The organism is Dactylosporangium sp. CA-092794 (assembly GCF_050948465.1).
GTDB lineage: Bacteria > Actinomycetota > Actinomycetes > Mycobacteriales > Micromonosporaceae > Dactylosporangium.
Genome location: NZ_CP192044.1, coordinates 10,165,822 through 10,189,684, shown reverse-complemented (window position 1 = coordinate 10,189,684; position 23,863 = coordinate 10,165,822). Strand labels below are relative to the sequence as shown.

The window sequence follows — 23,863 nt, the reverse complement described above, 5'->3', positions numbered from 1 at the left end:
GCTCCGTCCTCATTGTTCCGGCTTTATTGTTCTGGCTTGACTGTCCGGGCGGCCTCGACGGCGGCCTTGGCGGCGGCGCCGAAGATGCTCGCGTCGTTGCTCAGCATGGTGAACGTGAAGCCGGCGTCGACGGCGGCGCGCACCGAGGCGACGGTGGCGCCGCCGGCGTTGCCGACCGGCACGCCCGCCGCCCGGCCCTGCTTGACCGCGTGCGCGATCAGCTCGACCACCTCCGGGTCGGACTCGGTCCGCCCTTCGCTGACCGACAGGTCGGCGGCGCCGACGAGCAGCGCGTCCACCCCGTCGAGCGCGGCGATGGCGCCCGCGTTGCGCACGCCTTCGGCGCTCTCGATCTGGGCGATGAGCACGGCCTCCTCCTGGCCGTAGCGCAGGTAGTCCGCCCGTGACAGCGCACCCCAGGCGCCGGCCCGGCTGGTCGAGCCCACGCCCCGGGCGCCCAGCGGCGGGAAGCGCACCGCGGAGACCGCCGCGCGGGCCTGCTCGACGGTGTCGACGTGCGGGACCATGACGCCCTCGGCGCCCGCGTCGAGGATCCGCGCCACGATGCCCGCGTCGAGGCCGGGCACGCGCACCAGCGGGGCGACGCCCGTGTGGAGGGCGGTGCCGATGAGGTGGTACGCCGACTCGAGGCCGATCGGCGAGTGCTCCAGGTCGATCACGACGAAGTCGAAGCCGGCCAGTGCGACCAGCTCCATGATCTCCATGGCGGGAATCTTGATCCAGGTCCCGAGCGCCGGCCCGCCGGCGCGGGAGACGGCCGCCCGGAACCGGCTGGAGCGGCTCATTTCGCCGGGTAGTCGTCGGCGTTGAGCACCCAGCCGGACGCGGAGAAGTCCGTGCGCGGCGGCCCGAAGATGTCGATGAGCTGCTGGTGATCGCCGACGCCCTGGGTCGTGTGCACGGTCGGCGGCGGGATCACGCAGATCGACGGGGTGGCGATCTCGCGGTTCTCGTCGGGCCGCCACCGCGTCGAGTCGGGGCCCCACGGGTAGCGGATGTGGTGCTTGAAGCGGCCTTTCACCGCGAGGGAGATCTGCTCAAAGTCGTCGTGGTGGTGCGGGGAGAGCTTGTGCACGTTGCGGGGCGCGGGCTCCTCCGCCAGGAAGTTGACCATGACGGTGGTGGTGCGGAAGATGCGCCCGAACCGGCCTTCCGCGATCGGCGTGTCGGCCAGGCGGTAGACGCGCAGCCGGAACCCGCCGACCGGGTCGGGCCAGGGCTCGAGCGGCGCCACGCGTTCGTCCGGCTCGGCGTAGGCGGCGGCGTTCACCGCGGCGGCGCGCAGGTCCTCGGCGACGGTGGAGAACAGGCGGATGAGCGTGCCGTCGCCGTCGACGCGGATCTCGCTGTCGCCGGGCGGCACGACCACGAATGCCTCTTCGGCGACGGACTCGGTCGCGCTGCCGGCGCTCACCGTCACCGGGGCGCTGCCGGAATACATGAGGACGGTGTACTCGTCGGGCTGCGCGGTGCGGGCGAACACGTCGCCGGCCTTGGCATCGGTGTAGGCGATGACGAGGTTGGCGGCGCGGGCGAGCCAGGTGCGGCTGCCGTTCGGCGCGACCTCGGACGGCTCGAGTTCGTGGAACTCGATCCACTGCGCCGGCCGGATGGGCGTCGCGGCGTCGACCACCTTGGTGGGCGCGGCCGTCGCCAGCTTCGAGCGGATGTCCTCCGCCGCGTACATGGTCATTGCGGTGTGCTCCCGTCGGTCGTGCCGGCGCCGCGCAGCGCCAGCATGGCGCGGGCGTCGGCCGGTGTGGCGATCTCCTTGCCGAGGTCCTCGATCACCTCGCGGATCTTGCTGACCTGCTGGGCGTTGCTCTTGGCCAGGCGGCCCTTGCCGATCCACAGGCTGTCCTCGAGCCCGACCCGCACGTGCCCGCCGAGCCAGGCGCTGTGCGTGCCGAACTGCATCTGGTCGCGTCCGGCGGCGAACGCGGAGAACCAGTAGTCGTCGCCGAAGAGCTTGTCGGCGATGCGCACCATGTGCTCGAGGTTCTCGTGGTCGGCGCCGATGCCGCCGAGGATGCCGAACACGCCCTGGATCAGCAGCGGGGGCTTGGCCAGGCCCTTGTCGACGAAGTAGGCGAGCGAATACAGGTGGCCGATGTCGTAGCACTCGAACTCGAAGCGGGTGCCGGTCGCCCCGAGCGTGCGCAGGGTGTGCTCGATGCGGTCGAAGGTGTTGATGAACGGATGGGAGTAGGTGTTGAGCACGTAGGGCTGTTCCCAGTCGTGCTTCCACTCCTTCACCCGGTCGGCGATCCCCGAGTACACGAAATTCATCGAGCCCATGTTCATCGACGCGATCTCCGGCTGCAGGTGCATCGCCCCGGCCAGCCGCTGGTCCATCGTCATCGCCGACGACCCGCCGGTGGTGATGTTGATGACCGCGTCGGTGCGCTCGGTGATGCGCGGGACGATCTGCTCGAAGATCTCCGGCTCGAACGCCGGCCGCCCGTCCGGGTGCCGGGCGTGCAGGTGCACGATGGCCGATCCGGCCTCGACCGCCTCGATGGCGGCATTCGCCACCTCTTGCGCGGACAGGGGCAGGTAGGGGCTCTGCGACGGGATGTTCACCGAGCCCGTCACCGCGGTCGTGATGATGACCTTCTCGGCCTTGCGCATCAGTTCGTCTCCTCCAGCCCGAGTAGATAGGCGGTGTTGCGGCAGATCATCTGCCGCACGTCGGCCTCGGCGATGCCGTGGTCGAGCAGCTGCTGGACGATGAAGATGTAGGCGTCGACCGGCAGCGGGTTGCCCTGCTGACCGAGGTCGGAGTTGAGCACGGTGCGCTCCGGCCCGATCTTGTTGATCCAGTTCACCAGCCGCTCGATCGGCCACTGCGGCGCCGGCACCTGCGGGTGGTACATCGACAGCGCGTGCTCGACGAACGCGCCGTAGCCGACCATCTCCTCGATGTCGGCGTCGGTGGCGTTCACGATGAAGTCGGGGTGGTGCAGCATGATCCGCCTGACCCCGTTGCCGCTGGCCGTCTTGAAGAACGCCTTCATCGACTCGCCGTCGAGGTGGCCGCCGGTCATCATGATCCCGGCGTCGGCGATCAGGCGGGTGACGAGGTGCGTCTCCTCGGACACGTCGCCGGCGGCGTTGAAGATGGACTCTTCCTTCTCGTAGAGGTTGCCCGACGCGCTGGGGAAGCCGTCGTCGTGGCTGTGCGCGCGCATGTGCTGCCCGGCGGACACCGTGGGACCCCAGACGCACTTGCCGCCCATGTTGATGGCCACCGCGACCGCGGACGGGTTGACGCCGCCGACCTCGGAGTTGAGCGCGACCCCGCCGAACATCGGCGTGGGCGCGTTCACCAGCTGCGACTTCATGGCCAGCAGGTCCATGACCGTGTTGTGGTGGTGCGACTTGCACAGGATGGCGCGCATGTTGATCCGGGCGCCGTCGTGCGAGGCCTCCACGTGGTCGAACCGCCGGGGGAACGGGCTCGGGCCGGAGTGGCAATGGAGGTCGACGGCGCCGTCCAGCACCTTCAGCAGTGCGGGCGACGGCGTGAGCCCCTCCTCGGCGGCGATGGACATCCGCGTTCCTCCCTGTGTGCTGTTCGGATTGTGTATTGGAAGTTCATCCTACGGATCATGTCAGCGAGTGTCCACCGCAGATCATGCCGTCCCGGGCCCTTCGGCTGGCCTCCTCTGTTCACAATGCGAAGCGTTGGGGTTGCATCATGAACTTTCGACTGATCTACTGGCAGGGCGCGGACCGGACGCGACCTCGGCGAGGGGGTGTGAGATGGGCGTCGATCAGCACGGCCGGCGCGCCGCTCCCGCCGGCCGCAACCCGCTGTCCGTGGCCCGCTCCGCCGCGCCGGTCGGCGCCGCGGCGGCCGAGGCCGACGCGGACCGCGCGACGATCCAGTCGATCGATCGCGCCGCCAACGTCCTCGCGCTGCTCGACCAGGACACGCGACGCCTCACCCCGGCACTCGTGGCCGAGCGGCTGGGCCTCAACCGCACGACCGCCCACCGCTATCTGCAGTCGCTGCAGCGGGCCGGGTTCCTCAACGCGTCGTTCGGCCCGGGGCCGCTGCTCGATCAGCTCTCCGCGCTGGCGCCGGAGCGCCGGCAGATCCTCATGTCGGCCCCGGCGATCATGCGCCAGCTCTCCGACGCGACGGGCCTCACGGCCGTGCTGAGCCTCCTCGGCCGCACGGGCGCGGTGGTGACGCTCGTCGAGGAGGCCAACCAGAGCGCCATCGTGATCACCGTGCGGGTCGGCACGGTGCTGGGGTTCGAGGCGGCCCAGACCCGCGTGCTGCTCGCGTTCCAGTCCGATCCGGCCGCGGTGACCCGCGCGCACGCGACGCTGAACGCGGCGCAGGCGGCCGCGGAGCGCGAGGCGCTGCGGGGGGTCCGCCGCCACCGGATCGCCTGGGCCGACCTCGACGGCGCGGGCTTCACCTCGGTCGCCGTGCCGGTCCTCACCACCCATGACGTGCGGGCCGCCATGGCGCTGCTCGGCACGACCGCCACGCTGAGTCCCTCGGGCCCCTCGACGGATCACGTCCGGGCCCTCGAGCGGGCGGCGCAGACCCTCGGGTCCATGGTCGCCAGTTAGCCCATCCCCGACAGGCCAGCCCGCTGCGACGGGCGGAAGACGGATGTGAGATGCCAGGTTCCGCAAAGCGGCGCACCCCGAGCCCGCATTGGCTGCTGGTCGTGCCGGCGCTCGTGCTGCTCGCCGCGATCCTGCTCCTGCCGCTGTGGCAGAGCTTCCTGCGCAGCGTCGGTTCTCCCGACGAGTGGACGGCCGAGCACTACCGGCAGCTCTTCACCGACGGCGTGACGCTGAAGGTGCTCGGCCGCACCGCGCTGACGGCGCTGCTGGTCACCGTCGTCGCCCTGCTGCTGGGGTATCCGTATGCCTACCTCATGACCCGGGTCGGGCCGCGCGCCCGCGGCATCCTGCTGGTCGTCGTGCTGGTGCCGTTCTGGACCTCGGTCATGGCCCGCAACTTCGCGTGGATCATCATCCTGCAGCGCGACGGGCCGGTGAACTCGTTCTTCAAGCTCTTCGGTCTCGACATCGTGCTCTACGGCTCGGTGGCCGGCGTGACCGTGGCGATGAGCCAGGTGCTGCTGCCGTTCATGGTGCTGCCGCTGTTCAGCGCGCTGAGTGGCATCGACCGCCGGCTGCTGCTGGCCGCGCGCGGCCTCGGCTCGCACCCGATCGTGGCGTTCTGGAAGATCTACTGGCCGCTGTCGCGCAGCGGCGTGGTGGCCGGGCTGATCCTCGTGTTCACCCTCAGCCTCGGCTTCTACGTCACGCCGGCGCTGCTCGGCTCGCCGCAGGAGTCGCTCATCGCGCAGCTGCTCGGCCAGCGCACGACCCAGCTGCTGGACTTCTCCGGCGCCGGGGCGCTGGGCATGGTCGTGCTCGTCGTCACCCTCGTGCTCGTGGCCTGGGCCAACCGCCTGGGCGGCACGATCTCGGCCATCGGCGTCGTCGCCACCACCCGGACGAAGGAGCAGGCATGACCACCACGCTCGCCGAGCTGGAGGCCGAGACGCCCGACCAGGCGCCGGTCCCGGGCAAGGCCCGGGCCGCGCGCCGGCGCGGCGTCGACCCGATCCCGTGGTGGCTGTGGCTGATCGGCGGGGCCGTCGCGGTCTACTTCATCCTGCCGACGCTGTTCGTCATCCCGATGAGCTTCAGCTCGGCCTCGACGTTCGAGTTCCCGCCGCGGGGCTTCTCGCTGCGGCTCTACGAGAACTTCTTCACCCACGAGATCTGGCTCACCTCGCTGCGCAACTCGGTGCTGGTGGCCGTGCTCGCGGCGCTGCTGGCCACGGTGGTGGGCACCGCCGCCGCGATCGGGCTGCACAACCTCAAGGGCCGCCTGGCGCGGTTCGTGCGCACGCTGCTCATGGTCTCGATGGTCACGCCCGCGATCGTGCTGGCGGTGGCGGTGTACATCTCGTTCCTGACCTGGCACCTGGTCGGCACCGCCACCGGATACGTGCTCGCCCACGCCGCGATCGGCGTGCCGTTCGTGCTCGTGTCGGTGACGAGCGCCCTGGGCGGGTTCGACCCGAAGCTGCTGCGGGCCTCGGCGTCGCTGGGCGCCTCACCGCTGCGGACCTTCCTGCGCGTGACGATGCCGCTGATCAGCCGGGGCATCGTCACCGGCGCCATCTTCGCCTTCGTCACGTCGTTCGACGAGGTGGTGATCGCGCTCTTCCTGCGCTCGCCGCTGTTCCAGACGCTGCCCGTGCAGATGTACAACAGCGTCACCGTCGAGGTCGACCCCACCATCGCCGCGTCATCCAGCCTCGTGGTCACCGCGGTCACCGTCATTTGCCTCGTGCTGCAGTTCGTCGGTAGCCGCAGAAAGACCCGTTAGGAGCCTCCCGCCATGTCCCCAACCGCCTCTCGCACCGCCGCGCCCGCGCCCGTGTCCGTGTCACCGCGAGCCGGGACCCAGATCCGCCTCACCGGCGTCACGAAGGACTACGGGCTGGCGGTTCCGGCCGTCGACAACGTCTCGCTGACGATCGAGCCGGGCGAGTTCATGACGCTGCTCGGCCCGAGCGGCTCGGGCAAGACCACGACGCTCAACCTCATCGCGGGCTTCGAGACGCTCACCGCCGGCACCATCGCGTTCAACGGCTCCGACGTGAGCGCGCTGCCGCCGCACAAGCGCAACCTGGGCATGCTGTTCCAGAACTACGCGCTGTTCCCGCACATGACGGTCGCGCAGAACGTCGCCTACCCGCTGCGCGAGCGCCGGCTGCCCAGGGCCGAGATCGCCCGCAAGGTCGCCGACGTGCTGGAGCTGGTGCAGCTGACCGGCCGGGACGACAACTATCCGGCCCAGCTCTCCGGCGGCCAGCAGCAGCGGGTGGCGCTCGCCCGCGCCATCGTGTTCGACCCCAACGCGCTGCTGCTCGACGAGCCGCTCGGCGCGCTGGACCGCAACCTGCGCGGCCTGCTGCAGCAGGAGATCCACCGCATCCACAGCGAGGTGGGCTCGACGTTCGTGTTCGTGACCCACGACCAGGAGGAGGCGATGAGCCTGTCCGACCGCATCGCCCTGTTCAACAACGGGCGCATCGAGCAGGTCGGCACCCCCGAGGCGCTCTACCGGGAGCCGGAGACCCTGTTCACGGCCCGGTTCCTGGGCGACTCCAACGTCTTCGAGGCGACACACACCGCCGAGGGCAAGGTCAGCTGGGAGGACCGGGTCTGGGCGGTGGACCCCGCCACCGTCTCGGCCCGGGTGAGCGCCGGCGAGCGGGCCGCGCTCATGGTGCGGCCCGAGGACGTGCGCATCGCGGGCAGTGCGGACGCGGTGCCGCCCGGCGCCAACGCGGTGACCGCGACCGTCGTCGACCTCGAGTACCTGGGCGCCTACCGCACCGCCGCGCTCGCCCTCGGGCCGCGCGGACTGGCCGGCCGGGCCCGGCTCGACGCCGCGGAGACCGACCTGCACCCCGGTCAGGCGGCGGTAGCGTGGTGGCGCGTCGACCGGCAGCGCCTGGTCGCCGCGTAGTTGTTCGGCATACGCACTCCCCAAGCCGTATAGCGCACATTTTCGTAACGGTACCCGTTCGCGCTCTTGCACGCCCGCCCACGTCTCACTAGCGTGCGGATCGTGAATTCCAACTACATATTTTGAACACCCGGCTGGTGCCACACCCCGCAACCAGAGGAAGTGACATGGTGTTAACCCGCAACCGCACCCGTGCCGTCAAGGCCCTCAGTGCGATCGCCCTCATCTCGACGCTGGCCGCCTGTGGCGGCGGCAGCTCGGGCGGTCAGGACGGCGACTCGAACGTGACGCTGACGTTCGTCGCCTACGGGGGCGTCGGCCAGGACGCGATGATCAAGTACTACCAGAAGCCCTACACCGCGGCGCACCCCAACGTCAGTTTCGTCAACACCTCGCCCGCCGACGTTGCCCAGGTGAAGGCCCAGGTCCAGAGCAACTCGGTGCTCTGGGACGTGGTCGCGGTCGCGCCCTACGCCGCCCAGCAGAACTGCGGCACGCTCTTCGAGCCGCTGGACCTCTCCAAGGTCGACCAGACGAACCTGGTCAAGGGCACGGTCGGCAAGTGCTACATCGGCAACTTCATCAATACCACGCCGTTCGCCTACCGCACCGACGCCTTCCCGGACCCGAGCAAGGCGCCGAAGACCATCAAGGACTTCTTCGACGTGCAGAAGTTCCCGGGCCAGCGCGGCATCCTCACCAACCTGCAGAACGGCATCCTGGAGTACCCGCTGCTCGCCGACGGCGTGGCCCCGGACAAGCTCTACCCGCTCGACGTCGACCGGGCGCTGAAGAAGCTCGACACGATCCGCAAGGTCACCACCTTCGCCCCCAACGTCGGCGCGCTGCAGCAGGCGGTCGGCTCCAAGCAGGTCGACATGTTCCTGCTGGCCGACTCGCGGCTGGTCCCGCTGATGGACCAGGGCGTCAACATCACGGTCGTCTGGGACGTGACCGTGACCTCGCTCAACGCCTTCGCGGTGCCGAAGGGGTCGAAGAAGGTGAAGACCGCGACCGAGTTCCTGCCCACCGTGACCTCCCCGGAGGCGGTGGCCGGCATCTCCGAGACCCTCGGCACCGCGCCGGTGAACAAGGCGGCCAAGTCCAACCTGTCCGAGCATGCGAAGAAGGTCGAGGTCTACGGCCCGGTCAACACCGGCCAGACCGTGATGCAGGACGTCGACTGGTATGCCGCCAACTTCAACGCGGTGACGACGAAGCTCACCAATTGGCTCGCCGGATGAGTGGGCCCGGTCGGCGATGTCTGCCACAGCTCAACGTTCTCCATGTGAACTATAGTTAGGACATGGCGAACTTTGATCCGACCGAGGCCGCGAACTCGGACATCCGGGCGGTCGCACGCGTCGGCCAGATCTGCGCGCTGTTCGGTCCTCGGGTCCTCGAGCTCACGGCGGCGGACGTCGCCGAGCGCACCGGGCTGAATCGCACTACGGCGTATCGGTACTGCGCATCGATGGTTGCCGCCGGCATCCTCGAGCGCGGTACCCGCCGGGGGACCTTCGCGCTCGGCGGGCTGATGCTCGAGCTGGGGATCCAGGCGATCGGCCGCCAGCGGATCGTGGAGATCGCCCCGCCGTATCTGCGGAAGCTGAGCACCGTCGTGAGCATGACGGCGGTGCTCAGCATCCGCGGCGCGCAGGGCCCGGTGGTCGCCCTCGCCGAGGAGGACACCAGCCGGATGGTGGTCGTCACGGTGCGGGCCGGCACGAAGCTCGACTCGACCGCGGCGCAGACCTACGTGTTCCTCGCCTACGGCGATGCCGCCGCGATGGACGCCATGGCCGAGGGCATGACCCCGGCCGAGCGGGCCCGGCTGGAGTCGGAGGTCTACTCCGCCCGCCGGCAGGGCTTCAGCTTCGTGCGCCGCGCGGGCGGCGTGTTCGTGGTGGCCGCGCCCGTCTTCGACGAGAAGGGGCTGTGCGCCACCGTCGGAATCCTGGGCGCCGGCGAGCTCGCCGACCTGCCGCCCGTGCTCGAACCGCTGCTGGCCACCGCCAACGCGCTGACCGACGAGATGTCAGGAGTATCGGGTGAACGAACGCCCCCGGCCGACGTATGACGAGCTCGCCAATGCCAAGCCGGCCCACTCCAGCTGGGACGTCTTCGGCGCCGGCGACGAGCTGGGCACCGTCAACCTGCTGACGCCGCAGCGCGTCGCCGCGGCCGCCCGGCTGATCCGCACCGGCGAGCGGTTCAGCCTCGACTATCCGGTCAACGCCTTCGAGCCGTATCCGACCGGCACCCGCCCGGCCACCCGGCACCACGTGTTCGCCAACAACGAGTTCCACCGCGACGACTGGCTCGACTCCTTCTATCTGCAGTCGACCTCGCAGCTGGACTCCCTGCGCCACATCGGCCACCCCGAGCACGGCTTCTACAACGGGCTCGCGGCCGCCGACAACACCGCCGAGTCGACCCGGCTGGGCATCCACAACTGGGCCGAGTCCGGCATCGCCGGCCGCGGCGTCCTGCTCGACGTGCCGCGCTTCTTCGCCGCGCGAGGCCGGGAGTACAACTGCGAGACGACGATCGCGATCGAGGCCCGGACGCTGTCGGAGATCGCGGACTTCCAGGGTGTCGAGTTTCACGGCGGCGACATGCTGCTGCTGCGCACCGGCTGGGCCGGCAACTACGTCGCCAAGTCCCGCGAGCAGCGCATCGAGTTCAACTCCCGCAACAAGTCCCCGGGCCTGGCCCAGCGCGAGACCTCGCTGCGCTGGCTCTGGGACCACGAGATCGCCCTGGTCGCGAGCGACACCCCGGCCGTGGAGGCCGACCCGGTCATCGACTCCGACTTCCGCCTGGCCGGGGCCCGCCCGCCGGAGCGCGGCGTCAACCACGACGGCATGCTGCACCGCCCGCTGATCGCCCTGCTGGGCATGGCCATGGGCGAGCTGTGGAAGCTCGACGAGCTCGCCGCGAGCTGCGCGGCGGACGGGCGCTACGACTGCTTCCTGACCTGCAAGCCGCTGAACATCCCCGGCGGCGTGGGCTCGCCGCCCAACGCCCTGGCCATCAAGTAGCCGTCAGGCTCCGGCGGGGGTCAGGCGGCCCTGGGCGACGCCGGCGAAGAAGGTGCGGCCGCCCATGGTCATCGCCGGCTGGAACTCGCTCATCAGCTGCTGGCGGATGGGCGAGGCGGCGAAGCGCGGCTCGAGCTGGAACTCGGCGGCGATCGACCACCAGGTGACCGGGACGATGCCGGACATCTCCATCCGCCGGATGGCCATGTCGTGCGCCTCCTTGCTGGTCGAGGCGCTCGCGTCGGCCACCACGTAGGTCTCGTAGCCGTGCCGCAGCGCGCCCAGCGCCGTCTGCAGCACGCAACCGTCGGTGGCGATGCCGCCGATGATCAGCCGGCGCCGGCCGGTGGCCTCGACCGCCGCGGTGAAGTCGGCGTCGAGGAACGAGTCGAACGCGGTGGTGCGCTCGATCACCGGCTGGTCGCCGATCGCGGCGAGCAGCTCCGGGTAGAGCGGGCCGGACGGTTTGGCCGGCTCGCCGTTGGTGACCACCAGGCCGGCGCCGTAGAGCTTCGCGGTCTTGGCCAGGCCCACCGCGTTGGCGACGTGCTCGCGCAGGTCGTGCGAGCGCAGCAGGTTGGCGAAGCCGACCGCGTAGTCGACCAGCACGACGGTGGCGTTGTCGGGGGAGAGCGGCTCGAGGTTCATGGTGAACTCCTTCGCTAATGACCACTTGGACATTAAGGTAGCGCCGCTACTGACCGCGTGTACAGTACGGTCATGGTGTCTCCCGCCTCACCGGCGACGGACCGGCCCCGCCGCACCCGCGACCCCGAGGCCAAGCGCGCGGCGATCCTCGCCGCCGCCCGCGCCGTCTTCGCCGAGCGGGGCTTCGCGAAGGCCACGATCCGGGAGATCGCCCGGCGCGCGGGGGTGACCCACGGCCTGGTGATGCTGCACTTCGCGTCGAAGGAGCGGCTGTTCCTGGCCGCCGTGCCGGGCACCCGCGACCTCGCGGTCAGCGTCTCCGGCGACCGGGCCGGGCTGCCCGCCCGGATCGCGCGGGCCTACGTCGCCCGGATGGAGTCGGCGGACAGCGCCGACCCGTTCATCGCGGTGGTGCGCAGCGCGGCCGCCGACCAGGACGCGGCCAAGGCCCTGCTGCGGGCCATGACCGAGGCGAGCGTCGCCGCCTACGCCACGGTGCTCGACGGGCCCGACGTGGCCGCGCGGGTCGAGCTGGTCGGTGCGCACCTGATCGGCGTCACGTTCAGCCGGTACCTGCTCGCCGAGGGCGCGCTGGCCACCATGCCCACCGAAGCGCTGCAGCGGTACCTCACCGCGAGCCTGACCGGCATCCTGCTCGGTCCGCTCGCATAACCTGAGCGGTGTGACCGTCCCCGCACACTCCGTCGTTCCCGCTCCGGTCGAGGTGATCCCCGCGCCCGGGGTCGCCTTCGCGCTGCGGCCCGACGCCGTCATCGAGGCCCCCACCGCGTTCCTCGGCTCGTACCTCGCCGACGTGCTGCGCCCGCCGACCGGCTTCGCGCTCCCGGTCGTCACCGCCGGCGCCGGCCCCGGCGACATCGCGCTCGTCCTCGCCGACGTCGCCGGCCTGCCCGACGACGGCTACGAGCTCGAGGCCACGGCCGACCGGGTGACCATCCGGTCCCGAACCGAGACCGGCCTGTTCCACGGCGTGCAGACGCTGCGCCAGCTGCTGCCGTCCACCGTGGAGGCGCGGACCGTCCACGCCGGACCGTGGACCGTCCCGGGTGGACGGATCCGCGACTATCCCCGCTACGGGTACCGCGGCGCGATGCTCGACGTGGCCAGGCACTTCTTCGGCGTCGAGGTGGTCAAGCGGTTCGTCGACCAGATCTCGCGGTACAAGCTCAATGTCCTGCACCTGCACCTGAGCGACGACCAGGGCTGGCGGCTCGCCGTCGACGCGTGGCCGCGGCTGGCCGAGGTGGGCGGCGCGACGCAGGCCGGCGGCGGCCCGGGCGGCCACTACACCAAGGCGCAGTATGCCGAGCTGGTCGCCTACGCCGCCGCCCGGCACGTCACGCTGGTGCCCGAGCTCGACATGCCGGGCCACGTCAACGCCGCGCTCACCGCGTATCCGGAACTCACCTGCGACGGCGCCGCCCCGCCGCCGTACACCGGCGTCGACGTCGGCTTCAGCACGCTGTGCGTGGGCAAGGACGTGACCTACGCTTTCGTCCGCCAGGTGCTGGCCGAGGTCGCCGCGCTGACCCCCGGCCCGTATCTGCACATCGGCGGCGACGAGGCGCACAGCACCCCGGCCGCGGACTACCGCGAGTTCCTGCGCCGCGTCCAGCCCCTCGTCACCGCCACCGGCAAGACGGTCCTCGGCTGGCACCAGATCGGCCCGGCCGATCCGGTACCCGGCCGGACCGTGCAGTACTGGGGCAGAACGCCGGAGCCGGACGAGGACGCGCGCGCCGCCATCGCCAACGGCGACCGGCTGCTGCTGTCGCCGGCGAACCGGGTTTACCTCGACATGAAGTACGACCCGCAAACCCCGATCGGCCTGGACTGGGCCGGCCACATCACCGTGCGCACCGCCTACGACTGGGACCCCGCCACCCTGCTGCCCGGCACCCCCGACGTCATCGGCGTCGAAGCCCCACTCTGGACGGAAACGGTGGCCACGCCCGCCGACATCGACCTGCTCACCTTCCCCCGCCTGCCCGCGGTCGCCGAGCTGGCCTGGTCACCACAGTCCCGCCGCGACTGGACCGAATTCCGGTCCCGGCTGGCCGCCCACGGTCCACGATGGACACTGCAGGGCATCGGCTTCCACCCCGACCCGGAGATCCCCTGGACCTAGGCATCCAGCCCGCCAGTCACCCGGTTGCCACCGGTTCCACGGCAAGGGCTCGAACCGCGGCCTCGAGTTCGGTGCGGGTGACTTTGCGGCGAGCGACGGCGGCTACGTTGCCGGCCCGGTCAACGACGACGGTGTTTGGCAGCGTGCGGGGCGAGATCGCGGGAAAGATCAGCGGAATCTCACCGCCGGGATCGAACAGGCTCGGGTAGGTCAAGTGATAGGCGTCGACAAACTTCCTGGCCGCGTCGCGGTCATCGTTGACGTTCACGCCAAGCAGCCGCACGCTGAGGCCGGCCGTGGCGTCGGCGACGGCCTGCAGGTCCGGTGCTTCGTCACCGCAGGGCGCACACCAGGACGCCCAGAAGTTGACCACCACAACGGAACCGCGCCAGTCAGCGAGTCGAAACGCGCTGGCGTCGAGGAGCTGCCCGGTCAACGCCGGCGCGGCCTGACGGCTCGCCGGCGGAAATTGGAGGATGGCGGTAGCGGAGGGACGCGCCGCGCCGTCCTCCGGTCCGGATGCGGCAGCCGTGTGCTGCAAGTACCACGCCGCCACCAGGCCGACTGCGACGATCGTGCATGCAGCAACGCGACGACGTGCGGACACCGTGCCCCACCTCTCGAAATCTGTGTAGACCGTAGCCCACCCCCTGTGTCTCATCCCGCGCCGCGGCGCCGGCCGCCTTGCCCGCTGACGACCACGTGGTGCCCGGCCCGCGCGTCCCGACGCCCCGGGGCGATCACATCGCACGCGTCGGGCGCTGCACGCCGCGGAGCGCAGCGGCTGTAGGTCTCCGTGATCATGCCGCGCCCGCTGCCGACACCAACGGTTTTTCATGATCGCGGAGTGCTGATGTACACCCGTGTACCAGAAGTCTCCGGGATCATGGCAAACCCGTGGTGCGGCCACGGCGGGCAACATGATCACGGAGACATACGTCCGCCCCGCGCTGTGCGGGCCGGGCGTTCTGCACGGCAGAATTTCGGGTTCTACTGGGCGCGTGGGTAGGCACTATGTCTGGCATGAGCGACCTGGATGCGCGTGATGTGTCGCGGGTGAGCGGGCACCACCATGAGCACTGAACAACCGAATCGCTTCGACGTCCTGGTGGTCGGGGGCGGCATCGGCGGATTGTCGGCCGCGCTTGCCTTGAGCCGCAAGGGACTGCGGGTGCGGGTCTACGAGCGTGCCCCGGAGTTCGGGGAGGTCGGCGCCGGGCTCCAGCTGGCCCCGAACTGCACCCGCATCCTGAACGAGTACGGCCTGCTGGGCCGGGCCAAGGCGCTCGGGGTGCTGCCCGAGCACATGATCATGAAGGACGCGCTCGACGCCGCGGAACTGACCCGGCTCGATCTCGCCGACGTCCAGCGGCGGTACGGGTACCCGTACCTGGTGCTGCACCGCAGCGATCTGCACGGCATCTTCCACCAGGCCTGCCGGCGAGCGGGCGTCGACCTGGTCACCGACGCCGACTGCACCGGATATGAGAACACCGGCCGGGGCGCGCGGGTGTCGTTCGCCGATGGACGCGTCGACGAGGCCGAGGCGGTGATCGCGGCCGACGGTCTCCACTCGGTCGCGCGGCGGCTGCTCGTGGACGACGAACCGGTCAACTCGGCCTACGTGGCCTATCGCGGTGCCGTTCCCTTCGAGCGGGTGCGTGGCCACGACGTGCACGACAAGGCCGTCGTCGTCTACATCGGACCGAAGTGCCACCTCGTGCAGTACCCGTTGCGCGGTGGGGAGATGTTCAACCAGGTCGCCGTGTTCGAATCACCCAAGGCGGTCGCCGGCCGGCCGGACTGGGGCACTCCGGACGAGCTGGATCGGGCGTTCGAGGGCACGTGCGCGCAGGTCCAGGCCGGGCTTCCGCTCGTGTGGCGCGACCGCTGGTGGCGGATGTTCGACCGTGACCCGATCGCCACGTGGGTGCGGGGCAGGATCGCGTTGCTCGGTGACGCGGCGCATCCGCCGTTGCAGTACCTGGCGCAGGGCGCGGTGATGGCCATCGAGGACGGCTGGGTGCTGGCCGAACACGTCGGTGCCCAGCGGGCCGGACGGTCGACGGAGTCGTCCGGTGTGGACTGGGAACGGGCATTCGCCGCCTATGAGGCCGTGCGGACCGAGCACTGCCGCCGGATCGTCCTCACCGCACGGTCGTGGGGCCGGCTGTGGCATCTCGACGGCCGCGCGCGCCAGCAGCGGAACACGGTGTTGCGGGACAGGGATGTCTACGACTATTCGTTCACCGACTGGGTCTTCGGTCCGACCGCCCTGCGCCCCGAGGACGAGCCGGAGCTCTACCGGCCCATCCCGCTGGACACCGAGACCTCGTGACGACTCTGCCGTGAAGAACAAGCCGCCGTACGCGATCGAATCGGTGGACCATGCGCTCTACCTGGCGGCGCTGTTGCAGCAGGAGGGCCCGCTCAGTGTGTCGCAAGCGGCCGACCGGCTCGGCGTCTCCCGCTCGACCGCGCACCGGCTGCTGGCGATGCTGGTCTACCGCGATTTCGCCGAGCAGGGCGACGACCGCCGCTATCAGGCGGGTCCGTTGCTGCGCCCGGCCGGCACCACCGACGCGCCGGTCGCGCTGCTGCGGCGGGCCGCACTGCCCCACATGCGGCACCTGGTCGCACGGGTGCGGGAGACCGCGAACCTGATGGTCCGGGTGGAGGCGAGTGTTCGGTTCGTGGCCACGGTGGAGTCCGACCATGTGCTGCGCGTGGGCGACCGGGCGGGCCGGGCCTTGCCCGCGCACCTGACGTCCGGGGGCAAGGCGCTGCTGGCCGCGCTGTCGTCGCACGACCTGGCGGAGCTCTACCCGGACCCGGAGGCCGCCGGGGTGAACCTGGCGAAGCTCCGCCGCGAGGTCGGGCTGGTGCGCCGACGGGGGTTCGCGATCAACGACCAGCTCACCGAAACGGGCCTCACCGCGGTGGGTGTGGTGATCCCGGATCCGGACGGGCGCCCGATGGCCGCGCTGTCGATCGCCATGCCCACGGCGCGGTTCGACCGGGACCTGCTGCCCGCCTGGGTGAGCGCGCTGTCCGCGGCCGCCACCGCGACCGGCCGCGATCTCGCGGCGGCGCCCGGGTGGACAGGGCGGGTCGGTGTCACGGGTGCCGCGAGGTGATGGCGCGGGCCAGCAGCGTGCGCAGTCGCGCGGCCTCATCGGCGCTCAGGCCGGCGCAGAACTCGTCTTCCAGGCTTCGCATCCGGGTGAGGTTGCGCTCCCAGAACGCCTGCCCTGCCTCGGTGACGATGATGATCCTGTCCCGTTTGGACTCCGGGTCCGGCACGAGCTCGAGCATCCCGGACTCGATCAGCTCCCGCAGCGCGGTGTGCACGTGCTGCCGGCTTACCCCCATCGTCCGGGCGATGTCCTTCGGCCGGCGGCGTTCGGGCGCCAGGTACGCGAGCACCGTCGCCGCGCTGACGCTCAGCCGGACCTCACCATCGGCAAGCGCCATCTCATTGAGCCGTTCGTTGAACCAACGGAACCCCTCACGCATCAGGGATGCCAGCAGCGGCGGCCCGTCCGCCGCGGAACGGCCCCGTGCGGGAGCTCGTTGTCCAGCGCGTTTCACGATGCTACCCTAAATGTCATGTCAGTTGACAATCAAGCCTCCGGAGATCGGATCGCCGCGGACGAGAACGCGGTCCGTCTCGCCTCGGAGCACTGGGCTCGCGCGCACCGCGAGCACGACGAGGCGTCGGCGGCGCGACTGATGGCGGAGGAGTTCCGCGCCTCGCAGTGGCAGTCGGTCGACGGCGCGCTATACCTCACGTTGCATTTCGGTGGTTCGATCCGCATCGACGATTATGTTACGTCGGTCGAGTCCGTCGCCGTGCGCGCGGACGCGGCGGTCGTCACCGGGCGACGCCACCTCGTCGGCGCCCGCGCCGGGCGCGAAGTCGACACCGAGCAACTGGTGACCGAGACGTGGGTGCGCGCCGGGGCGGGATGGCGGCTGCTCGCACTGCACGCGTCCGAGCGCGTCGAGGAGCCGAGGCGCGCGTAAGAGGTCCACGAAACCGGCGCGAGCCCGCGTGTCACTGGGCTCGCGCCGGTTTCGGTTCGGCCTTGGTCGATACGAGCCGTGCCTGCTCCTCAGGGTCCGATGTTCGTTGCGCCCTTGGGGTCGAAGGTGATCGTCCCGAAGCCGTCGAGCACGCCGAGCTCGTCGCCGATGCCCCAGAATGTGGCCATCCTGCCGTCGCGGAAGGTCATGATTCCGGCCTCGGCCATGTGCAGCTTCCGGCCGGTCGCCGCAATGCCGAGGAACTCGCCCTGGTGGGTCCCGGTCGCCAGCCACGACCCGGCGACCCGGTCGCCCTCGATCACCAGTTCCTCGATGTCGTTGCGGTAGTCGGGGAACGCCGTGCGGATCATGGTCAGGCCCTTGCGGAATCCGTCCCGCCCGGATGAGCCCTCCCGGCGCAGCGGTGCGTTGGCGGCGCCGGCCGCGAGCGTGGCGGCGCTGTCGAGGGCGGTCCGGGTATTGGTGAAATCCTCCGTCATGAGGTCATCGATGAGCTCCAGGCGCCCGTTGTTGATGATTTCCTCGAAGAATGTGTACATGATGTCGCGGAGCGAGGATGCCATGGAATGAGCCCTTTCTTGGTAGGTGCGGTCGTCGATCAGGCCCCTGCGCCGGGTGCCAGGTAGAGGCCGAGTGGCCGGCCGGCCTCGGCCAGGCGCTGCAGACCCGTGCGGCGGCTGCTCGAGGCGGACGCCCGCAGAATGCGTTCCAGGCCGGCCGGAGCGGAGACGACCAGCGCGGTCGCGCCGCCGGAACCCGCCCGCAGGCTGGCCGTCACGCCGCGGGGCAGGCTGAGCGACTGCCCGGATCGTGCGGTCACCTCGGTGCCGTTGTGGTCGGCGACCAATGCGCCGTCGATCACATGGGCGACCAGCTCGAAGACGTCACTGGACAGGCCGGGCAGCTCCGCGCCGGGCTCCACCCGCAACTCCATCGCCGTGTACGTGCCGGCGGTCTCCTCGGTGCCCACCTTGATGGTGAAGGAGAACCCGCCCAGATTGCGAAGGTCTCCCTCGCCGGGAGCGACCACGGTGGGGTGCCGGCCGCGCGCATAGTCCAAAGTGGACTCCTTCAGGTCCGCCCCGGGCGGGAGGATCTCGACGCCGTACTTGGCGGCCACCTCCCGGGGGGAGAGCCGGGAAGCCGGCGGCGGGCCGGCCACCGGGGACTGCTCCACGAGCAGCTGCTCGCCGCCCGCGGGAGCGAACGTCCCGAGCATCGACGCCGGCGCCGACTTCGAGGCGTTGACGAAGCCGTGAGCGAGCCCCCGGGGCAGGCACAGGAACGTGCCCGCCTCGGCGTGGAAACGCTCGCCGGCCGCCGTCGCGTCGAGGGAACCCTCAAGGAGGTAGAAGAACTCCTCCTCCCGGCTGTGCACATGTGGTGGCGGTCCTCCGCCGGGCAGCACCTGGCCGAGGCTCAGGCTGAAGGCCCCCTGGGTGTCCTCGCTGCCCACGATGACGTCCAACGGCGCACCGCCCACGAGGATCGTCCTGGCCGGGTCCCGCTCCAGGGATCGGGGAAACCGGCTCATGCCAGTCCGCCCTGGTGGATGTCCTCCTCGGACACGTCCTTCACGTGGGTGGCCACCACCCAGAGGTGACCGTCCGGATCGGCGATCTTGCATATCCGGTCACCCCAGAACATGGTGGCCGGTTCCAGGAGCACCTTGGCCCCGGCGGCCTTCGCGCGTTGGCAGACGGCGTCGGTGTCGGGGACGTAGAGGAACAGGGTCACGGGCGAGGTGACGCCGCTCATGGCCGGTGACGCGTCCGCTCCACCGGGGGAACCGGCCGGTGCCACCATCACCTTCTGGTCGTGCACGACGAGTTCACCGTGCTCGATCTCGCCGGTCCTGCCCCGGCGCACGAAACCCTGCTCGAATGCGAACACCTGGCGGTACCAGCCCATGGCCCGCTCGGGATCGGCGACCGTCAGGTACGGCGCGAGCCAGGGCGTGTCCGGCGGACGTCCCGGCCCTTGATTGTCAACTGACATGACGGTTACGGTAACGGCATGCGACGGGATGGGCAATCGCCGAACACGGGTTCGGCCGGGCCATTCTGGTGTGCAGAACGTTCGTGACGTCAGTGGGAACCAGCATCAACGATTGGCCGAGGCAAGCGCCGCCGTCCATGCAGGACTCCGCCGAGCGCCGCGCTCGCCCGCCACCGGACACACAGGAGTGTCAGCTATGAAGGCCGAGGCGCCGAAGAACCTGCCGAGCGAGCCGGAGCCCGGGTGGGGCAGTGACGCGATGGCAGCGGTACTGCGATCGCTGGATCTCACCTACATCGCGCTCAATCCCGGTTCGAGCTATCGGGGCCTGCATGACAGCCTGGTCAACTTCGCGGGCAACACCGAACCGCAGATGCTGCTCTGCCTGCATGAGGACGCGGCCGTGGCGATCGCGCACGGCTGGGCCAAGGTCACCGGCCGGCCGATGGCGGTCGCCGTTCACGCCAACGTCGGCTTGATGCATGCCAGCATGGCGCTCTACAACGCCTACTGCGACCGGGTGCCGATGCTGGTGCTCGGTGCGACCGGGCCGCTGGACGCGCGGGCCCGGCGGCCCTGGATCGACTGGATTCACACCTCCGCCGATCAGGGTGCGCTGATCCGGCCGTACACCAAATGGGACGACCAGCCGGGCTCCGTCCAGGCCGCCCTGGACTCCCTGGCGCAGGCGCACCGGGTGACGCGCATGGCGCCGTCCGCGCCGACCTATGTCTGCCTGGACATCGCCTTGCAGGAGCAGCGGCTCACGTCGCCGCCCAAGCTGCCCGATACCCGCCGGGACCGGACGCCCCGAGCACCCGGACCGGACGTCGCGTCGGTCGACGCCGTCCACGCGGCGCTCGCGGGCGCGCGGCGTCCCGTGTTCCTGATGGGCAGGGTCAGCCGCGATCCTGCGGACTGGGACCGGCGGGTGGCCCTGGCCGAACGGTACGGCGCGCGGGTGGTGACCGACCTCAAGGTCGGCGCGGCCTTCCCGACCGCACACCCGCTGCACGCCGGCCCTCCCGCGATGTTCCTGCCGGAGGCGTCGGCCCGGCTGCTCGCCGACGCCGACCTGATCCTCAGCCTGGACTGGATCGACCTGCCGGGCGTGATCGCCGCGGCCGGCGCGGCGCGGGTGATCTCCTGCACGCTCGAGGGTGCCCTGCGCAACGGGTGGGCCAAGGATTCCTACGGCCACGCCGACCTCGATCTGGAGGTCCGGGCCGATCCCGATCGACTGGTCGCGGCGTTGCTCGACCGGGAAGCGCCGCCGTCACGCGCGCCCGCCGTAGTGCGGACCGCGGCGGCGACGGCCCGGGATGCTGCCGACCGGCACCCGGACACCGATGACATCTTCATGGCCGACCTCGCCGAGGAACTGGCCGCGGCGACGGCGGGCGGGCCGACGTGCCTGATCCGGCTCCCGCTGGGCTGGCGGGGCGCCGACCTGCACGTCGACCATCCGCTGGACTACCTCGGTGGCGACGGCGGGGCCGGGATCGGCTCCGGGCCGGGCATGGCGGTCGGGGCGGCGCTGGCGCTGGAGAACAGCGGGCGGCTGCCGGTGGCCGTCCTGGGAGACGGCGACCTGCTGATGGGCGGAACGGCGCTGTGGACCGCGGCGCACTACGAGATTCCGCTCCTCGTCGTCGTGGCCAACAACGCCTTCTACTACAACGACGTGATTCACCAGGACCGGGTGGCCGCCCGACGCGGTCGCCCGGCGGAGAACCGCTGGATCGGGCAGGCGATCGACGATCCGCGGCCGGACCTGGCGGGATTCGCCCGGTCCCTCGGCCTGCGTGGCATCGGTCCGGTGCGCCGCCGCGCCGACCTGTTCGAGGCGCTGGCGGAGGGCGTCAAGGCCGCACGTGCCGGCGAAAGCGTCCTCGTCGACGTCGGAGTCCGGCCCGACGGCTACACCATTCAGACCCACTGACCGCTTCGGCGGCGAAGTTGTTGATCAAGAACAGGAGGGACACATGACCGGAGACGATCCCGATGTACTGATCGTCGGCGCCGGTCCGGTCGGTCTCTGGCTCGCCAGTGAGCTCGCCCTGGCCGGGATCGCGACGACGGTCGTCGAGAAGCGCGCGCGGCGCACCAACTGGTCCCGGGCGCTCACCGTGCATGCGCGGACCCTGGAGGTGTTCGCGATGCGCGGCGCCGTCGAACCATGGCTCGCCGAGGGCGTTCCCGTGCCCACCACGCACTTCGGAATGCTCAACAGCCGGATCGATCTGCGTGGGCTCGACAGCGACTTCCCGTTCACCCTGTTCATTCCCCAGCTGCGGACCGAGGAACTGCTCGAGGCCCGGGCCCGGGACCTGGGCGTCACGATCTGGCGCCCCTGCGAGGTCACGGATCTGGGCGCCGATCCCGGCGGCGTGTGGGTGGATGTCACGGAGCCGGCCGGTTCGTCCCGGATGCACGTCCGCTACGTCGTCGGCTGCGACGGAAAGCACAGTGTCGTGCGGGCCTCGGCCGGGATCGCCTACGACGGGGCGCAGGACGCCGCGGGCTGCCTGCTCGGGGACGTCAAGATCTCGCCGGCCGCCGGGGACCCCGATCCGCACGCGCTCACCCTGCACGCCGAGGCCGGCTCGTTCTACGGCGTGCGGATGTCCGGTGAGCAGTACCGTCTGATCATCGTCGAGCACGGGCCCGCGCTGGTCCCGGCGGATACGCCGCTGGACCTCGACGAGTTCCGTACCCGCGTCAAGGACGTGATGGGCACGGACTTCGGGATGCGCGACCCGGCCTGGCTGACCCGGCTGAGCAGCGCCACCTATCAGGTGGACCGCTACCGCGCCGGCCGGGTCCTGCTCGCGGGCGACGCCGCACACGTGCACTTCCCGATGGGCGGGCAGGGGCTCAACCTCGGTGTCCAGGACGCGATGAACCTCGGGTGGAAGCTGGCGGCCGTGCTGCACGGCACCGCACCGGAAGAGATCCTGGAGAGCTATCACGACGAGCGGCACGCCGCGGGCGCCCTCGTCATCGAGAACACGCTGAGTCAGACGGCCGTCGTCGCCGCGCCCGGCCGTCCGGGTGAGGCGCTGCGTGACTGGCTGGATGTCCTGCTCGCCCGGTACCCCGCCGTCAACGCCGAGTTCGCGCGGCTGCTTTCCGGGCTGGGCATTTCCTACACCGATCGGGTCCGTGCCGAGGCCGGAACCCGGGTGCCCAACCACGCGCTCACCGACGGCAGCCACCTGTTCGATCATCTGCACGACGGCCGGTTCGTGGCCTACGGGGTACCCCGGGAGGGGCTGGAACGCGGCCTGGGGCCGTCGTGGTCCCGTGCGGTGACGGCGACGGCCGCACCGTCGGCCGAGGGCTGGCACGGCGGCGGTCTGGTGCGACCGGACGGGTACCTCGCCGCGGCGGCCGGCCCGGAGCAGGTCCTCGACGTCGTCGTCCAGACCCTTCGCCGCTGGCTGCCAAGTCATGAGAGGAAACAGTGATGACCGATTCGATGTCCGCGCCGCCACGAACCGCCGTATCGGTCGGCGTGGTCGCGCCCATCTTCAACAACATGCCGCTCTGGGTGGGCCAGCATTTCGGCTGGTTCGCCGAGGCCGGGCTCGACGTCGACGCCGAGGTGCTGTACGGCGTCGGGCGGGTGACCGACGCCGTCCGCGAGGGGCGGATGGCCATCGGCATCGGCACTCCGGAGAGCGTGCTGAGCGACACCACGCCGGTGAGTGAGGGAAGCTCCCTGCGGATCGTGGCCGCCAACGCCGGCGCGGTGTCGAACGTGCTGATCGCCCGCCGCGGCATCACCTCGATCGAAGACCTGCGCGGCGGGACGATCGGGGTCTCCCACCCCCGTGAGGGCACCGCGCTGCTGGCCACCGAGGTCCTGGCGCGGCACGGGCTGGTCGCCGGCCGGGACGTCCAGCTCGCCGCCGTCGGCGTCGCCGAGCAGCGCTGGGACATGATCCGCAACGGTGACATCGACGCCGGCCTCCAGACGCCGCCGCACGCCTACATCGCCGACGACGAGGGATTCCCGAACCTCGGAGCCATCGCCGACGTCATTCCGCACTACCAGTTCACCACCCTGAACGCCCGGCGCGACTGGGTCGCCGGCCACGGCGCGGCCCTGGACGCGTTCCTGGACGTCCTCGCGCGCGGCACCCGCTGGATGTACGACGAGGCCGACGCCACGATCGCGCTCGCCGCCGAGGTCATGGAGACGTCGGTGGACTATGCGACCCGGGACTACACCCGCTTCGTCAGCGCACGGACGCTCGATCCCGAGCTCGAACTCTCCGGCCCCGGCATGGCCAAGGTGGTCGAGGTGATGACCGCGGCGGGCACGCTGACGGCCACCTCGGAGCGGGATCGCCGGGATCGCATCGATCTGAGTCACCTGCCGTCCCGGCGCCCCGTGCCGCGGTCCTGAGCGCCGGGCCGACGGAA

25 protein-coding genes are annotated in these 23,863 nt (G+C 70.8%); 15 read left to right on the top strand and 10 right to left on the bottom strand.

All coding sequences use genetic code 11. The features are described from left to right. Positions 1–23: 23 nt before the first annotated feature. Genes ACQPXD_RS43735 through ACQPXD_RS43720 form a run of 4 tightly spaced genes read right to left on the bottom strand, consistent with a single transcriptional unit; the run spans position 24 to position 3,575 of the window. Positions 24–806, bottom strand: a complete 783-nt coding sequence (locus tag ACQPXD_RS43735) for an HpcH/HpaI aldolase family protein (protein ID WP_432828893.1) — start codon at positions 804–806, stop codon at positions 24–26. Further along, positions 803–1,714, bottom strand: coding sequence for a hypothetical protein (locus tag ACQPXD_RS43730; RefSeq protein ID WP_432828891.1), 912 nt, complete (start codon positions 1,712–1,714; stop codon positions 803–805). The genes ACQPXD_RS43735 and ACQPXD_RS43730 overlap by 4 nt, the downstream gene beginning before the upstream one ends. Continuing rightward, positions 1,711–2,652, bottom strand: a complete 942-nt coding sequence (locus ACQPXD_RS43725; protein ID WP_432828889.1) for a 3-keto-5-aminohexanoate cleavage protein — start codon at positions 2,650–2,652, stop codon at positions 1,711–1,713. The genes ACQPXD_RS43730 and ACQPXD_RS43725 overlap by 4 nt, the downstream gene beginning before the upstream one ends. After that, the gene (locus ACQPXD_RS43720) at positions 2,652–3,575 is read right to left on the bottom strand and encodes a DUF6282 family protein (RefSeq protein ID WP_432828887.1); all 924 of its coding nucleotides are present in this window, start codon (positions 3,573–3,575) and stop codon (positions 2,652–2,654) included. Before ACQPXD_RS43720 ends, ACQPXD_RS43725 begins: the two co-directional genes overlap by 1 nt. A 211-nt stretch (positions 3,576–3,786) precedes the next feature. On the opposite strand from ACQPXD_RS43720, the gene ACQPXD_RS43715 reads away from it, so the two are divergent. The 7 genes from ACQPXD_RS43715 to ACQPXD_RS43685 all read left to right on the top strand — a co-directional run bounded on the left by ACQPXD_RS43715 (position 3,787) and on the right by ACQPXD_RS43685 (position 10,590). Next, entirely contained in the window at positions 3,787–4,611 is an 825-nt protein-coding gene (locus tag ACQPXD_RS43715; RefSeq protein WP_432828885.1) for a helix-turn-helix domain-containing protein, read from the top strand. 50 nt (positions 4,612–4,661) lie between these two features. Beyond that, positions 4,662–5,531: an ABC transporter permease gene (locus ACQPXD_RS43710; RefSeq protein ID WP_432828883.1), complete on the top strand. Its 870-nt coding sequence runs from the start codon at positions 4,662–4,664 to the stop codon at positions 5,529–5,531. Beyond that, positions 5,528–6,397 carry an ABC transporter permease gene (locus ACQPXD_RS43705; protein WP_432828881.1) on the top strand — a complete coding sequence of 290 codons (870 nt, stop codon included), beginning with the start codon at positions 5,528–5,530 and terminating at the stop codon, positions 6,395–6,397. Before ACQPXD_RS43710 ends, ACQPXD_RS43705 begins: the two co-directional genes overlap by 4 nt. 12 nt (positions 6,398–6,409) lie before the next feature. Beyond that, positions 6,410–7,546, top strand: coding sequence for an ABC transporter ATP-binding protein (locus ACQPXD_RS43700; RefSeq protein WP_432828879.1), 1,137 nt, complete (start codon positions 6,410–6,412; stop codon positions 7,544–7,546). A gap of 167 nt (positions 7,547–7,713) precedes the next feature. Continuing rightward, complete coding sequence (locus ACQPXD_RS43695) at positions 7,714–8,790, top strand: extracellular solute-binding protein (RefSeq protein ID WP_432828877.1); 1,077 nt, start codon at positions 7,714–7,716, stop codon at positions 8,788–8,790. A gap of 62 nt (positions 8,791–8,852) precedes the next feature. Beyond that, positions 8,853–9,626, top strand: a complete 774-nt coding sequence (locus ACQPXD_RS43690; RefSeq protein WP_432828875.1) for an IclR family transcriptional regulator — start codon at positions 8,853–8,855, stop codon at positions 9,624–9,626. After that, positions 9,598–10,590 (top strand): cyclase family protein, encoded by a 993-nt coding sequence (locus ACQPXD_RS43685; RefSeq protein WP_432828873.1) that lies wholly within the window; start codon positions 9,598–9,600, stop codon positions 10,588–10,590. Before ACQPXD_RS43690 ends, ACQPXD_RS43685 begins: the two co-directional genes overlap by 29 nt. A gap of 3 nt (positions 10,591–10,593) precedes the next feature. Here ACQPXD_RS43685 and ACQPXD_RS43680 read toward each other — a convergent pair whose 3' ends face one another. Beyond that, positions 10,594–11,238 (bottom strand): isochorismatase family protein, encoded by a 645-nt coding sequence (locus ACQPXD_RS43680; RefSeq protein WP_432828871.1) that lies wholly within the window; start codon positions 11,236–11,238, stop codon positions 10,594–10,596. Between the two features lie 72 nt (positions 11,239–11,310). Between ACQPXD_RS43680 and ACQPXD_RS43675 the strand changes: the two genes are divergently transcribed. After that, positions 11,311–11,910, top strand: a complete 600-nt coding sequence (locus ACQPXD_RS43675) for a TetR family transcriptional regulator (RefSeq protein ID WP_432828869.1) — start codon at positions 11,311–11,313, stop codon at positions 11,908–11,910. Between the two features lie 10 nt (positions 11,911–11,920). Next, a complete protein-coding gene (locus ACQPXD_RS43670; protein WP_432828867.1) occupies positions 11,921–13,387 on the top strand; it encodes a beta-N-acetylhexosaminidase in 1,467 nt (488 codons plus the stop codon). Positions 13,388–13,403: 16 nt separating this feature from the next. Here the strand turns inward: ACQPXD_RS43670 and ACQPXD_RS43665 are convergent, their stop codons facing one another. Further along, positions 13,404–13,994, bottom strand: a complete 591-nt coding sequence (locus tag ACQPXD_RS43665; RefSeq protein WP_432828865.1) for a TlpA family protein disulfide reductase — start codon at positions 13,992–13,994, stop codon at positions 13,404–13,406. Between the two features lie 465 nt (positions 13,995–14,459). On the opposite strand from ACQPXD_RS43665, the gene ACQPXD_RS43660 reads away from it, so the two are divergent. Next, positions 14,460–15,725 (top strand): FAD-dependent oxidoreductase, encoded by a 1,266-nt coding sequence (locus tag ACQPXD_RS43660; protein WP_432828863.1) that lies wholly within the window; start codon positions 14,460–14,462, stop codon positions 15,723–15,725. A gap of 10 nt (positions 15,726–15,735) precedes the next feature. Next, entirely contained in the window at positions 15,736–16,524 is a 789-nt protein-coding gene (locus ACQPXD_RS43655) for an IclR family transcriptional regulator (protein ID WP_432828861.1), read from the top strand. On the opposite strand, the gene ACQPXD_RS43650 is transcribed toward ACQPXD_RS43655, so the two are convergent. Then, positions 16,505–16,861, bottom strand: a complete 357-nt coding sequence (locus ACQPXD_RS43650; protein WP_432828859.1) for a MarR family winged helix-turn-helix transcriptional regulator — start codon at positions 16,859–16,861, stop codon at positions 16,505–16,507. The genes ACQPXD_RS43655 and ACQPXD_RS43650 overlap by 20 nt on opposite strands. Positions 16,862–16,996: 135 nt before the next feature. Here ACQPXD_RS43650 and ACQPXD_RS43645 point away from each other — a divergent pair, with 135 nt between their 5' ends. After that, complete coding sequence (locus ACQPXD_RS43645) at positions 16,997–17,413, top strand: DUF4440 domain-containing protein (RefSeq protein ID WP_432828857.1); 417 nt, start codon at positions 16,997–16,999, stop codon at positions 17,411–17,413. Between the two features lie 89 nt (positions 17,414–17,502). Here the strand turns inward: ACQPXD_RS43645 and ACQPXD_RS43640 are convergent, their stop codons facing one another. Genes ACQPXD_RS43640 through ACQPXD_RS43630 form a run of 3 tightly spaced genes read right to left on the bottom strand, consistent with a single transcriptional unit; the run spans position 17,503 to position 19,432 of the window. Then, on the bottom strand, positions 17,503–17,997 hold the full coding sequence (locus ACQPXD_RS43640; protein ID WP_432828855.1) for an ester cyclase: 495 nt from the start codon (positions 17,995–17,997) through the stop codon (positions 17,503–17,505). Positions 17,998–18,032: 35 nt separating this feature from the next. Then, positions 18,033–18,968, bottom strand: a complete 936-nt coding sequence (locus tag ACQPXD_RS43635) for a cupin domain-containing protein (RefSeq protein ID WP_432828853.1) — start codon at positions 18,966–18,968, stop codon at positions 18,033–18,035. Then, positions 18,965–19,432 (bottom strand): VOC family protein, encoded by a 468-nt coding sequence (locus ACQPXD_RS43630; RefSeq protein WP_432828851.1) that lies wholly within the window; start codon positions 19,430–19,432, stop codon positions 18,965–18,967. The genes ACQPXD_RS43635 and ACQPXD_RS43630 overlap by 4 nt, the downstream gene beginning before the upstream one ends. 196 nt (positions 19,433–19,628) lie before the next feature. Here ACQPXD_RS43630 and ACQPXD_RS43625 point away from each other — a divergent pair, with 196 nt between their 5' ends. Genes ACQPXD_RS43625 through ACQPXD_RS43615 form a run of 3 tightly spaced genes read left to right on the top strand, consistent with a single transcriptional unit; the run spans position 19,629 to position 23,846 of the window. Next, a complete protein-coding gene (locus tag ACQPXD_RS43625) occupies positions 19,629–21,374 on the top strand; it encodes a thiamine pyrophosphate-binding protein (RefSeq protein WP_432828849.1) in 1,746 nt (581 codons plus the stop codon). Positions 21,375–21,417: 43 nt separating this feature from the next. Next, entirely contained in the window at positions 21,418–22,902 is a 1,485-nt protein-coding gene (locus ACQPXD_RS43620) for an FAD-dependent monooxygenase (protein WP_432828847.1), read from the top strand. Beyond that, the gene (locus ACQPXD_RS43615; RefSeq protein ID WP_432828845.1) at positions 22,902–23,846 is read left to right on the top strand and encodes an ABC transporter substrate-binding protein; all 945 of its coding nucleotides are present in this window, start codon (positions 22,902–22,904) and stop codon (positions 23,844–23,846) included. Before ACQPXD_RS43620 ends, ACQPXD_RS43615 begins: the two co-directional genes overlap by 1 nt. Positions 23,847–23,863: the final 17 nt, after the last annotated feature.